The organism is Psychrobacter sp. CX14, assembly GCF_057396205.2.
The window spans coordinates 2,263,504-2,276,533 of sequence record NZ_CM183187.1 but is presented as its reverse complement, the minus strand read 5'-3'; the positions used below and the strand labels follow the sequence as shown (position 1 = coordinate 2,276,533).

The 13,030-nt window shown below is 41.0% G+C and carries 12 protein-coding genes; 3 read left to right on the top strand and 9 right to left on the bottom strand.

Annotated features, from left to right (window positions below; all coding sequences use genetic code 11):
- Positions 1 to 342: 342 nt before the first annotated feature.
- Complete coding sequence (locus AC2SLO_RS08900) at positions 343 to 777, top strand: HIT domain-containing protein (RefSeq protein WP_486540427.1); 435 nt, start codon at positions 343 to 345, stop codon at positions 775 to 777.
- 124 nt (positions 778 to 901) lie between these two features.
- On the opposite strand, the gene fdx is transcribed toward AC2SLO_RS08900, so the two are convergent.
- The 8 genes from fdx to AC2SLO_RS08860 form a co-directional block, all read right to left on the bottom strand.
- Positions 902 to 1,240: an ISC system 2Fe-2S type ferredoxin gene (gene fdx / locus AC2SLO_RS08895; protein ID WP_486540425.1), complete on the bottom strand. Its 339-nt coding sequence runs from the start codon at positions 1,238 to 1,240 to the stop codon at positions 902 to 904.
- A gap of 74 nt (positions 1,241 to 1,314) precedes the next feature.
- A complete protein-coding gene (hscA, locus tag AC2SLO_RS08890) occupies positions 1,315 to 3,267 on the bottom strand; it encodes a Fe-S protein assembly chaperone HscA (RefSeq protein ID WP_486540423.1) in 1,953 nt (650 codons plus the stop codon).
- A gap of 131 nt (positions 3,268 to 3,398) precedes the next feature.
- A complete protein-coding gene (gene hscB, locus AC2SLO_RS08885; RefSeq protein ID WP_486540421.1) occupies positions 3,399 to 3,953 on the bottom strand; it encodes a Fe-S protein assembly co-chaperone HscB in 555 nt (184 codons plus the stop codon).
- A gap of 295 nt (positions 3,954 to 4,248) precedes the next feature.
- Positions 4,249 to 4,569, bottom strand: coding sequence for an iron-sulfur cluster assembly protein IscA (gene iscA / locus AC2SLO_RS08880; protein WP_486540419.1), 321 nt, complete (start codon positions 4,567 to 4,569; stop codon positions 4,249 to 4,251).
- Between the two features lie 129 nt (positions 4,570 to 4,698).
- Positions 4,699 to 5,094 carry a Fe-S cluster assembly scaffold IscU gene (gene iscU / locus AC2SLO_RS08875; RefSeq protein WP_486540417.1) on the bottom strand — a complete coding sequence of 132 codons (396 nt, stop codon included), beginning with the start codon at positions 5,092 to 5,094 and terminating at the stop codon, positions 4,699 to 4,701.
- 187 nt (positions 5,095 to 5,281) lie between these two features.
- Entirely contained in the window at positions 5,282 to 6,508 is a 1,227-nt protein-coding gene (locus AC2SLO_RS08870; RefSeq protein WP_486540415.1) for an IscS subfamily cysteine desulfurase, read from the bottom strand.
- Positions 6,505 to 7,026 (bottom strand): Rrf2 family transcriptional regulator, encoded by a 522-nt coding sequence (locus AC2SLO_RS08865; protein ID WP_486540413.1) that lies wholly within the window; start codon positions 7,024 to 7,026, stop codon positions 6,505 to 6,507. The genes AC2SLO_RS08870 and AC2SLO_RS08865 overlap by 4 nt, the downstream gene beginning before the upstream one ends.
- A 429-nt stretch (positions 7,027 to 7,455) precedes the next feature.
- Positions 7,456 to 8,097: a hypothetical protein gene (locus AC2SLO_RS08860; protein WP_486540411.1), complete on the bottom strand. Its 642-nt coding sequence runs from the start codon at positions 8,095 to 8,097 to the stop codon at positions 7,456 to 7,458.
- Between the two features lie 646 nt (positions 8,098 to 8,743).
- Between AC2SLO_RS08860 and AC2SLO_RS08855 the strand changes: the two genes are divergently transcribed.
- On the top strand, positions 8,744 to 9,022 hold the full coding sequence (locus tag AC2SLO_RS08855) for an HU family DNA-binding protein (protein ID WP_486540409.1): 279 nt from the start codon (positions 8,744 to 8,746) through the stop codon (positions 9,020 to 9,022).
- Positions 9,023 to 9,158: 136 nt separating this feature from the next.
- On the top strand, positions 9,159 to 11,033 hold the full coding sequence (locus AC2SLO_RS08850) for a SurA N-terminal domain-containing protein (RefSeq protein WP_486540407.1): 1,875 nt from the start codon (positions 9,159 to 9,161) through the stop codon (positions 11,031 to 11,033).
- A gap of 397 nt (positions 11,034 to 11,430) precedes the next feature.
- On the opposite strand, the gene purH is transcribed toward AC2SLO_RS08850, so the two are convergent.
- Positions 11,431 to 13,005, bottom strand: coding sequence for a bifunctional phosphoribosylaminoimidazolecarboxamide formyltransferase/IMP cyclohydrolase (purH, locus tag AC2SLO_RS08845; protein ID WP_486540405.1), 1,575 nt, complete (start codon positions 13,003 to 13,005; stop codon positions 11,431 to 11,433).
- Positions 13,006 to 13,030: the final 25 nt, after the last annotated feature.

The window sequence follows — 13,030 nt, the reverse complement described above, 5'->3', positions numbered from 1 at the left end:
AGGATGGTATAATAAGAATAATTGAAATAGGTAGTGCTTGGTAACTCGCTATGAACATCCCAGCTGATACGGTTAGTGCCTCTCAATCAGTGCAGATTAAATAGCAAAACAGTCTTGAGCTTTCAAGGCTGTTTTTTTATGGGTGATAGGATTATCCTTTATTTTAAGCCCCCTTTATTTGAAGATGGTGAGATTTCTCAGATGTTTGGGTCGATATCAAAGCACTGTGAATAGGCTGATGAAGGCGACTCAGATATTAAACCTTTTAGCATCTATAATATCGAGCCAATACCTGATAAAATATCAGTTTGCTGAATTATTAAAATAAATAAGAGAACCGATATGTTTCAACTTCATCCAACACTTGCTAAAGATTCTTTTTTAGTTGGAGATTTTCCTTTATCAACGTGTCGTCTAATTAATGACTGCCAATTTCCTTGGCTGATATTGGTACCCAGAGTGGCGGGCGTACAAGAGATTTATGAGCTGTCAGCTGCGGATCAAGCCCAGTTTTTACGTGAGTCTAGTTGGTTATCTAGCCAGATGGCGAAAACCTTTAATGCAGACAAAATGAACGTTGCAGCATTGGGCAACCAAGTACCGCAATTACACTTCCACCATATCGTTCGTTATCAAAACGATCTTGCATGGCCAAATCCAGTTTGGGGTACGCCAGCAGTGCCTTATACCCAAGACGTTTATTTAGCGATGCAGCAGACTCTAATGATGGCACTACGCGGTCATAACCAAATGCCATTTGATTGGCAAATGCAGTAATTGATTCGAATTAATTACTGGCTGAAATAAAGAAAGCCACTCATTTTGAACTAAACCCCATAAATTGTATCCAACTTATGGGGTTTAGTTCATTTAAAGGATTTTTTATTTAACTCATGCCAGATTAATGATTTTCTTTGGCATGGTTTAATGTGTACTTAGGAATCTCAACCACTAAGTCTGTGTCTTCAATCTCAACTTGGCAAGACAGACGCGAATCCGGCTCTAAGCCCCAGGCTCTATCTAATAAGTCTGCTTCCACATCATCCATTTCTTCTAAGCTATCAAAGCCTTTACGGATAATAACGTGGCAGGTAGTGCAGGCTTTAGACATCTCGCAAGCATGCTCAATCTTAACGCCTTTTTCTAATAAGCCTTTACACAAGTTATCGCCACTTTCTAATTCAACTTCTGTGCCTTCTGGGCATATTTCAAAATGAGGTAGTATTGTAATTTTAGGCATAAAGGTTTCCAATATTTAATTTTAAAGTTGGTTATAATCGGTTAATTCAGTATTCAATCAAGCAAGGTATCTGGTTATTCTGACCAATCTTCGGTGCTAGTACCTGCAAGTGACTGTTTAACGCTTTGATCCATAATCAGGGCGGCAAATCTGTCGCTAAGTGGCTTTAATTGTGCCTGCTTCGCTTCAACTTCTGCTTTAATTGCCTGTAAATCGCTGTCATCCTCTGAAGAAGAAACGGTATTTAATACAGCGTTTAGATTCTTCATCGCGTGTTGTAGAGACTCTGTTTCACTCTCTGAGAGTAAGCCACCGAAATCTTGTAGCGCAGATTGGAGTGCTAATATTTCACGCTCTGCTTCTACTTTTGCTTCAATTAAGCTGCGCGATATCTTGTCATGTTCTGCATTTTCAAATCCAGCACTTAACAGCTGTTCTTGCTGCTCATCACTTAAGCCGTAAGAGGGGGTAATTTTTATATCACTTTGCACGCCTGATGTGGCTTCTAATGCGCTAACCGATAATTGACCATTGGCATCGATATCAAAGGTTACTTCTATACGTGCTAACCCCGCTTTCATTGGCGGGATGCCATATAGCTCAAAGCGGCCTAATGAGCGATTGTGCTCAACCGTATCACGTTCACCTTGTACCACGTGGATGACCATACCGGTTTGACCGTCTTGATAAGTTGTAAAGGTCTGCTTTTTGGCCACAGGAATTGGCGTATTACGTGGGATGACCACTTCTACTAAGCCGCCCATAGTTTCTAAACCCAAGGATAGAGGGGTAACATCAAGCAGTAGCATATTATTTGATTTATCATCTTTAATCAGCTGATCGGCTACTTGGGCCGCGCCTAAAGCGACGACTTCATCTGGATTTAGATGCGCGAGTGGCTGCTTATTGAAGAATTGCTGCACCGCTTTTTGAATAACTGGCATACGGGTTGAACCACCCACCATAATAATCTCATCTAGCTGCTCAGGTTCGATATTGGCATCGCGCATCACTTGTTCACACGTCGAGATAGTGCGGCGAGTAATCGGCTCAACTATTTGCATTAAATCAGTAGAGGTTAATTGACCTTGCCACTGATGACTGGCCACATCGATAGCCACATCTACAGAATCACTATGCGTAAGCGCTTGTTTAAAGCTTTCGGCTTGACGTGCTACTTGTGTGCGCTGCTGAGCAGTTAAATCAGTAGGTTTAAGGGTCGCTTGCTTGAGTAACCAGCCCATAATCAAGCGGTCCATATCATCACCACCTAATGCACTGTTACCGCCTGTCGCCAGTACTTCGAACACACCTTCATTCATTTTCAGTAATGAGACATCGAATGTACCACCACCCAAATCATAAATCAGATAAATCTTCTCATCTGAATCATTTGCATTACGGTCCAAACCATAAGCAACTGCCGCGGCTGTCGGCTCGTTAAGCAGTCTTAAAACGTTCAAACCGGCTAATCTTGCCGCATCTTTAGTCGCTTGACGCTGTGCTTCATCGAAGTATGCTGGAACGGTAATGACCGCACCTTGGATGCTGTCCTCAGGCAATGCTTTTTGTGCACGCTGTTGTAGAGTACGCAAAATATCCGCAGACACTTCAACGGGAGATATATCACCTTGAGCCGTCACAAACGATGGCATTGCATCGGTCGTAGTTTCACTAGATTTTAGCTGATAAGGATGTGAGAACTTAATGTCTTTAACACTGCGGCCCATAAAGCGCTTGGCCGAAATAATAGTATTGGCAGGGTCAGTCTCAAAATAGGCTAGGGCAGGACTACCCACGATTGGAGTATTGGTATCATCTTGATTGCCATAATAGACAATCGATGGCAATAACATGTCTGTGTCGTCAGCTTGGTCATTTTCGTCCAAGGTCTTTAATAATGTCGCCTTTCCTGAGCGAACAACCGCTACCATGGAGCGTGTTGTGCCTAAGTCGATACCTAGAGCATATTTATGTTCATGCGGCTTTGCACTTTGGTTGGGTTCGGCAATTTGTAATAGGGACATAACACACTCAATTTATGGCTAATAATAAAAATGAAAGTAAAACAACAATATAGATAGCAAAACAGCATAGATAGTAAAACAGCGGCTTATCTGCTTAATATTTTAACAGCCGACTATCTTTTACGGAGAAATTATAGATATAGGTCGTCATCATCGTCGTCAGCTTGCTGGCTGTTATCGATGGCGGTATCCATATCTTTTTTGAGCTTCACTAAGAACTTAAGCTTCTGGGTCGCATCCATTGCCGTAGGCCAATCTTGCTGATTATAAGCCGTTTCAAAGCGATCAGAATGAGTTTTAATACGTGACTCTGCTTTGGTTTTAAGCGACTTAATAGTCGTTAAATCAGCAGCCGATTCAGCATCATCTAGATCCATACGCATATCCATGGCATCATCTAGAAAGTCTAAATCTGCAATCGAATGATCAGTATTAAGCTCTTGTCCAGATAATTCTAATAGGTAGTTTGCACGGCTGTCTGGATGCAACAAAATAGTGTAGGCATGATTGATAACCGCCGAGTTCTGCTTCGAAGCCGCCGTTTCATCACTACTTAAATTATCAGGGTGGAACTGCTTTTGAAGCACTCGTAATCGATGACTCAATTGAGTGGTATCGATATTAAAGGCAACAGGCTGCTCAAATAGAGCAAAAAAATTAGCGAAAGTAGGCGCGTTATCAGACATAGGCTTTGGGTGCTATTTGTTGATAGTAGGGATGAGGGTTTGCGTTATTATAATATATAGTTAATCCACTATTATACAGCTAAGCGGACTGACTTTGTGCTAAGCGTAAAGACAAAACTGACGAACAAAGTCGTCAGCAGCTTATATTGTCACTTAATACGGTTTACTAGTATGTTAAAGACATATAATACGGTTTACTAGTACGTTAAAGACATACAGAAAAATGAACGCCATAATTTCAAATTAACTATTAAACCTAAGTTTAATGAGTCAGTTTGAGAATTGGTATTACCGGTTAAACAGTGAAAGACTCACCGCAACCACATTCCCCTTTTTGATTAGGGTTAGTGAATTTAAAGCCTTCATTCAATCCTTCACTCACATAGTCCATATGTAAACCGTCTAAGTAAACTTTGCTTTTCGGGTCAACAAAGATGTTTACACCGTGGCTGTGATATTTAACATCCACATCGTTTGGCTCATCTACAAACTCTAACACATAGGCCAGTCCTGAGCATCCAGAGGTACGGATACCCACACGAATGCCTTCACCATGACCACGGTTTTCTAAATAGTCTAATACGTGTTTTGCGGCACGCTCGGTCAATTCAATCATTAAGACTTTCCCATCGTTAAAAATTAAAGACTTATCATTTATATATTGGCAGATGATTGGCCTATTAGACTCTACCACTAAGCATAAAAGTGAATTATATTTAGCGGTAGAGCCACTTACTGTTTACAATTAAGCGTCAGTTTTGCTGCCACTTTTAGTACGGTAATCATTGATTGCTGCTTTAATCGCATCTTCAGCAAGTACAGAGCAATGCACTTTTACTGGTGGTAAAGCCAACTCTTCAGCGATGTGTTTGTTTTTAATCTCTGACGCTTGGTCAAGCGTTTTGCCTTTAAGCCATTCAGTAACTAATGAGCTTGAAGCAATAGCTGAACCACAGCCATAAGTTTTAAAACGGGCGTCCTCGATAATACCGTCATCGCCAACTTGGATTTGCAAACGCATTACGTCGCCACAAGCAGGTGCGCCGACCATACCAGTACCAACGTTAGTCGCATCTTTGTCTAAATTACCAACATTACGTGGATTTTCATAATGGTCAATTACTTGATTACTATAAGCCATGGTGTTTCTCCTGGGGTTTAACCTAGATATTTAAAATAATAAGGTTTGTCGAAATAAGGTTTCGACATGAATTTTTTACTGAGATAAAGCGTCTAACATTATAATTGTTAAAAATATAATGAGTAATTAGACACCTTATCTGTATTTATAACGGTTAACTGTATTTGTCCGTAACGATCAAGGTGGCTTAGTGCTCGGCCCATTCTACAGCGTTTAGATCGACACCATCTTTATACATATCCCAAAGTGGTGATAGGTCTCTTAACTTATCAACCGCTTCATGAATTTGAGCTAAGATAATATCGATATCTTCTTCAGTAGTGTAGCGGCCAAAGCTAAAACGAATCGAGCTATGAGCCAATTCATCTGGGCGACCAATTGCACGTAATACATAAGATGGCTCAAGCGTTGCTGAGGTACATGCAGAACCTGAAGATACGGCCATGTCTTTAAGCGACATCATTAACGATTCGCCCTCAACAAAGTTAAAGCTGATGTTTATAATATTTGGTACGCTGTTCTCTGAGTCACCATTTAGGTAAATCTCTTCGATATCTTGTACGCCTGCCCAAAGCTTGTCACGCATTTTTTGAGCATGCGCATGGTCTTCTTCAAGACGCTCAGCAGCGATAGCAAAGGCTTCACCCATACCAACAATCTGGTGCGTCGCTAGAGTACCTGAACGCATACCACGCTCATGACCACCGCCATGCTGTTCAGCACGGATACGAATACGCGGCTTACGGCGAACGAATAGGGCGCCAATACCTTTAGGACCATAAATCTTATGGCCTGAGAAGCTCATTAAATCGATTTTTAAATCTTGTAAATCGATAGCAACTTTACCAGCAGCTTGAGCAGCATCTACGTGGAAGATAATACCGGCTTCACGAGTAATTTCACCGATAGCTTTCACATCGGTCAAAGTACCAAGCTCGTTATTTACCATCATTAAAGAAACAAGGATAGTATCTTCACGGATAGCGTCTTTAACTTGCTCAGGTAAAATCAAACCAGTACTTGGCTGTGGCTCGATATAAGTAATCTCAAAGCCTTCTTGCTCTAATTGACGGCACGTATCTAATACTGCTTTGTGCTCGATTTTGCTAGTGATAATGTGTTTACCACGGCTTTGATAGAAATGAGCTGCACCTTTAATAGCAAGGTTATCTGACTCTGTTGCACCTGAGGTAAACACAATCTCACGTGGGTCTGCATTTACCAAATCAGCGATTTGCTGACGGGCATTTTCAACAGCTTCTTCTGCTTGCCAGCCGTAACCGTGAGAGCGTGACGCAGGGTTACCAAACATGCCATCATAGGTCATGTAGTCAGTCATCTTTTTAGCGACTTGTGGATCAACGGGAGTCGTTGCGGCATAATCAAGATATATCGGGCGGTTTAAGTTACTCATGCTGGATTAACCTCACTGGCAGAGAAAATAATGTTTGGATTAGATTGATTGTTTGAGGTATCAGTCGCCGCATCAGAAATTAATTGTTGGCGATGCGAAACGTCTTTAACATTCTCCATTTTCAATAACTGATCTAGAGAAATATTTTTTAAATATTGTTCAATGTGCTTAGATAAGGCGCACCATAAATCATGGGTTAAGCACATAGCGCCGCCCTGACAGTTACCTTGACCTTCACACTGCATAGCATTCACCGACTCATCAACTGCTGTGATAATAGCCATCACATCAATCTCTGATAACGGTTTAGCCAAATGATAACCACCAGATGCGCCGCGCGTACTGGTGACCAATCCTGCTTTTCTTAGCTTAGAAAATAATTGCTCTAAATAAGAAATAGAAATAGATTGGCGTTTAGCAATGTCAGATAGGGAGACAGCGCTTGATGAATCACCGTCTTGAATGGCTAAATCAAGTAACGCGGTAACCGCGTATCTTCCTCGGGTAGTTAAGCGCATTAATTGCCTCCACAATGTGCTAATAAGTGATTATGTTGGCTATTATAGTTAATCCCGAGTAATTTAGTCAAGATTAATCGGTAATCATTTTGTAAGAATAGATTTGGTATTCAATTCAGTAGCTTAACTTAGCTTTAATGGGGGTTGTGCCGGTAATATCAAGCGGTGAGGTCAGAAAATGATTGGCTGTAGGTAAGGTAATTTATATCTTAAGTTTTCTAATCGATAAGTAATCGGTAAGGCAAAGAGACAATAAAACTAGCAAATTTTTCTATAAGCAATTTAAATACTACAGGTAATAAAAAAGCTTAAATGAGAGCCAACCATAAGGTTGGATTATTTAAGCTTTTTTCTATCTCTCGTTTTTATATCGCGATGAGTATGTCAAAACGATTGCTTTAGGTTAAGCAGTTTAAATGGTGCAGTAAATCAGCTAACCCATCCAATCACTGATATAACAGCAATTAGTACCGCAACCACAAGAGCAATCAGGGTTACTTTCTGTTTGCTCTGCGCTTCTTTTAAGCTAATTTCTAACTCACGGTTACGCTTGCTAAGCACATTGAGCTGTTGTTGCTGTTCTTCAATACGTGCCTTGTAGTCAGGTCTAGCATCACTACCGCTAGCGTCATCTGAACCTTTGTTTTTATCTTTACCCTTAATCGTTTTGATAATACCTTGGAATAAGCTAGCGAGTCCCAGCTGAATAATGAAAGCACGTATTTCAGTGACCGTTTCAGTGGAACCGCGCATGGTCAGTTTATTAACCTGAGTGGGGTCGTTACTCACAAAAGCATTGATCAGCTGATGGCTATAGGCGTTAATCACTACATCTACTTCTTTGATGTTAGCCGGCATTCTGCTATCTAGTAGCACGCCTTTATGGGTAAAAGTGGCATAAACCTCAGTGTGTGGCAAGTAGCTACGAACACAGACCACGGTGTTCTTTTTTACAAGGGGATAAACAGCTTTGCGCAGGTTTGGGTCGAATCTTAACACTAACGTAATTGCAGATTCTGCAAGAACGAGCACGACATTAAGTAAAGAATTAGATATCGGATTTTGACTCATGCTAAACCTATTTAAATGAAATGTTTAAGCGGTCATTATCTATCGCAATTTAACGAATAATGATTGCAATAAATACGTCGCTAATAGCGGTAACCTTATGCCACAGGATTAAATACCACAAAAGTAAATAATAAGATAAGGTCAAATGCCATAAATAATAGCATAATGCGTGGCCTGCGCCATAGTGGTTACAGTATTTTTACAGCCTAACTGCCGAATGTCTATATTTATTTACAAAGCTATCTACCAAAGCTGTATTAATCACAACCAATTAGCCTCCAATGTAAGGCTAAAAATGCTATGCTAGCTTTTAATCTATGTCGTTTTTGTAATTTTTATAACAAATTGCGATATAAATGCAGGTCAGGACTTGAAACAAGAAGCGTTTGGGGGTATAAAATGCTCTTAAACAAGGTCACAAGGGATGTTAGGTGTATTATTCATCAATAATATGTAAATTTACTTGCACATTTTTGACCCCCTTGTTATAACTGCAATTACGAGTTGTCCTATTTAAGACCATACTAAAAATTAAATGTGCTTTTTTTTGCACTATTGTGTTGTCTTTAGGGACTTAGTTATTGCTTAATTGGTTTTTAAGCGATAGAATTTATCCCGAATTAAACCCATTTTAAAGGAATTCTTTATGAACAAATCAGAATTAGTTGATAGCATCGCTGAGAAAAGTGGTCTTAACAAAACTCAAGCAGCTGATGCTTTAAATGCTATGATGGAAAGTGTTGGTGAAGCATTAGAAAACAATGACACTATCTCATTAGTTGGTTTTGGTACATTCAGTGTTAAAGACCGTAAAGCGCGTACTGGTCGTAACCCTAAGACTGGTGCTGCTCTAGATATTCCAGCAAGCCGTGTACCACATTTCAAAGCAGGTAAAGGTCTTAAAGATCGCTTAAACGACGCATAATTTTGCAACGTTAACCTGTTCTATACGTCTAAAAGTAGACAATAACGCACCTTAGGGTGCGTTTTTTTTGTGTCAAACTGCATTTTAACGTATGATACTACGTTATCCTTTTATTAACCTATGACTGATATGTACTATGGAATCGATACGTAATTTTCTCAAAAGTTGGCCTGGAAGAATCTTTTTAATGCTTTGTCTGTCACCGTTGGTGATCCTAGGGCTTGAGAGTTATTTTAGTGGTTCGGCAAGTGTGAATGAGGTCGCTAAAGTCGGTGATCAATCTATTAGCCGTATGGAATACCAAGATGGTATCAATGGGCGTAGAAATGAGCTGATGCAAAGTGGCATCGAAAGCAGTGCCATTAACAATATTGTGCTAAACCGTGAAGTGCTAGATGGTCTAATCAACCGTGCCTTGCTCAAAAATCAAAGTGAGCAGTTAGGGATGTACGTATCTGATGCGGTCATAAACAATATGCTGTTAAAAGATCCTCAGTTTTTGGATGAAAATGGTCAGTTCTCTAATGATCGTTTTGCTTTTGCTTTAAAACAGCAAGGCATCACCAAAGATCAGTTGTTTGATCAGTATCGTCAGCAACTTAACGTGATTCAGCTGTATAACAGTATCGCGCAAACGGCGCTGTATCCAGGTGCAGATATCGACAGACTGGTTATTTTGCAAAAAGAGACACGCGATGTGTGGCTACACCGTTTGCCTTGGCAGGATTATCAAAATCAGGTCAAAGTCTCTAACAAAGAGATTGAAGATTACTATAACGAGCACAAAAATGAGCTACAGAGTCTAGCGACTGTTGATCTTTCTTATATTCTACTAGACCCAACCAAAGTGTCTATAGAGCCTGTGACAGAGGAGGAGATACAAGCGCAGTATGATGACTTTAAAGTGAATTATTCGGGCAACTATACTCAAAGAATCAGCCAAATTTTATTAACAGGTGATGACGCCAGAAGCCGTATCAAAGCGGTCGAAAACCGTCTAGAAGAAGGTGAGAGTTTTGAGGCACTGGCCAAAGAAGTATCAGAAGATCCAATCAGCCGTGAGAAAGGCGGTGATATCGGTACCTTCAACCCAGATGCCTTTGGTGAAGACGGTACAAAAGTCGCCAAAGCTATTCAAGGTCTAAAAAAAGGCGAAGTATCAAGCGCGGTTAAAACGGGCTTTGGTTATCAATTATTTAAAGTGACCAAAGTATCGGGTGATTCTATACCGTCGCTTGCAGATATGCGTGATGAACTAGTAGCCCAAGTGCAGCGTCAAAAACGTGAGCAACTGATTGCTGATAAGATTACGCGTATTAATGATATGGCAACCGATGGTGTTGGTATCCAAGATATCGCACAGCAAGAAGCGCTAACGCTGCGTCAAATTAAGGACTACACCAAGGTTAATAATAATACCGTGCTAAATCAGCCTGCGGTTATTGAAGCGGCTTTTGATGATTTTACTATTCAAGATGAGTCAGTTAGCCCAAGTATTAAAGTCAATAAAGGAACCTTATGGGTTCAGCCGGCTAATTATCGTCCTGTTGCGCCGTTGAGCTTACAAGAAGCGACGGCACAGATTAAGCAGGTACTGGTTAAAGAGAAGGCGACTCAAAAGGCGCTAGAAGCAGCTACCGCGATTGCTAAGACAGTGAATCAAAAAGGTATGAGTGCAGCCAATGTATCGTTTCAGTCTTTAGGGACTATCAACCGTCAAAATCCACAGTTGTCAGCTGCTGAAAAAGCGATTGTGTTTAGTAAAGACACGCCAAAAGGTAAGCTGCTAGCCATTCCAGAAGCGACCAATGCCGGTGCTACGGTTGTGGTGATGGATGCTTTAAATAAAGCGTTACCAGAAGATGTATTAGAAGCTGAAAGAGCCCAGACAGCTGCTATTGTACGCCAAAGCCGTGGTCTAGAGATGTTTACAGATTACCTTGAATATCTAAAGATATCGACTGAGATTAATAAGAATGAAGCAATAATTAACGATATCGCTGGCCTATAGTTATAGATAGCGAACGGCTAAATGGTTACGGCGTTACCCTCGCTAAACCTGCTTTATAAGGCTTGCATCGGTTGCCTCGTAACTCTCTCAAAGCTCTTAAACTATATAGATAAACGTTACTAATTCACCAGTAATTTTGGTCAATAACTTAAAATAAAACTACTAAATACAAAAACCCCGTCTTACTGAGTAAGGCGGGGTTTTTATGTTGAACTAATTAGATGTTCGAATAAAGCACTATACACTCATAGTTTCCATCCAATTTTTAGTCATAGTCATATAAAAGAGGTACGGTGTTAACCTTGCTAAGCCTACATTTGTAGTACTTGCGCTCGGTTGCCTAGTATCTCAAATATCTGACTACGACTATAGCTCACTGTTAATGAGGATGTATGGCTTAATGGCGGAAGTGACGCATACCAGTGAATACCATCGCGATACCATGCTCATTAGCCGCAGCGATGGTTTCATCATCACGAATAGAGCCGCCGGGCTGAATAATTGCTTTAATGCCGACTTCAGCAGCGTTATCAATGCCATCACGGAATGGGAAGAAGGCATCTGATGCCATGACTGCACCTTCAGTAGCAAGATTAGCATGTTCAGCTTTGATAGCAGCGATACGCGCAGAGTTAACACGGCTCATCTGACCGGCGCCAATACCAACAGTGCGCTGATCTTTACCGTATACAATTGCGTTTGATTTCACATATTTAGCAACCGTCCAAGTAAATAACAAGTCAGCCATTTGCTCAGATGTTGGCTGTAAGTCAGTGACCACTTTTAAATCATCAGCAGTGATAAGACCTAAATCTTGGTTTTGAATCAATAGGCCGCCAGTGACACGTTTATAGTCAAACTGTGCTGCACGCTGTTGTGGGTTAGGTAATTCGCCGCATGTTAAAACACGAACATTTTTCTTTTTTGCTGTGATATCTAAAACGCCATCTTCTAAGCTTGGTGCAATAATCACTTCAGCAAACTGAGTATCAACAATCGCTTGTGCCGTCTGTTTGGTTAGCGGACGGTTGAATGCAATAATACCACCGAATGATGATTCAGGATCAGTGCTAAAGGCTGTTTTATAAGCGTCTGTTTGATTGGCATTAATCGCTACACCGCAAGGGTTGGCGTGCTTAACAATTACACAAGCTGATTCACTAAATGATTTCACACACTCTAAAGCGGCATCAGTATCAGCGATGTTGTTATAAGACAGCTCTTTACCTTGGTGCTGCTGAGCGGTTGAGATACTGCCCTCGCCAGAACCATTTGCTTCAACATAGAAAGCCGCTTTTTGATGTGGGTTCTCGCCATAACGCAAATCCTGCGCTTTTTGCATCTGTACGTTAAAAGTACGGGCAAAATCGTCTGGCTGATCAAATGACTCTAAGCGGCTACCTAAGAAGTTAGCAATCATGCCATCATAATGCGCTGTGTGTTCGAATGCTTTTACGGCCAAATCAAAACGGGTCTTTTGTGAGATGCTACCTGACCCTTTTAGCTCTTCTAACACACGATCGTAATCAGCAGGGCTAGTTACGATAGCCACGTACTCATGGTTTTTAGCCGCAGAGCGAACCATGGTTGGACCACCAATATCGATGTTTTCAATCGCATCTTCTTTGGTCACACCTGGCTTAGCAACGGTTTGCGCGAATGGGTATAGGTTAACAATGACTAGGTCAATCGGGCGGATTCCATGCTCGCTCATGACCTGATCGTCTTGACCACGGCGACCTAAAATACCACCATGAATTTTTGGATGTAGTGTTTTTACACGGCCGTCCATCATCTCAGCAAAACCGGTATAGTCTGCTACTTCGGTCACTGCAATGCCATTTTCAGACAATAAGCGATAGGTGCCGCCAGTAGATAATAGGTCGTATCCAGCGTCAATTAAACCTTGAGCGAAGCTTTCAATGTGTGATTTGTCAGAAACAGAAATAAGAGCGTATGGCTTGTCAGACATAGTTTTTCCCATAGTGTGAGAGATA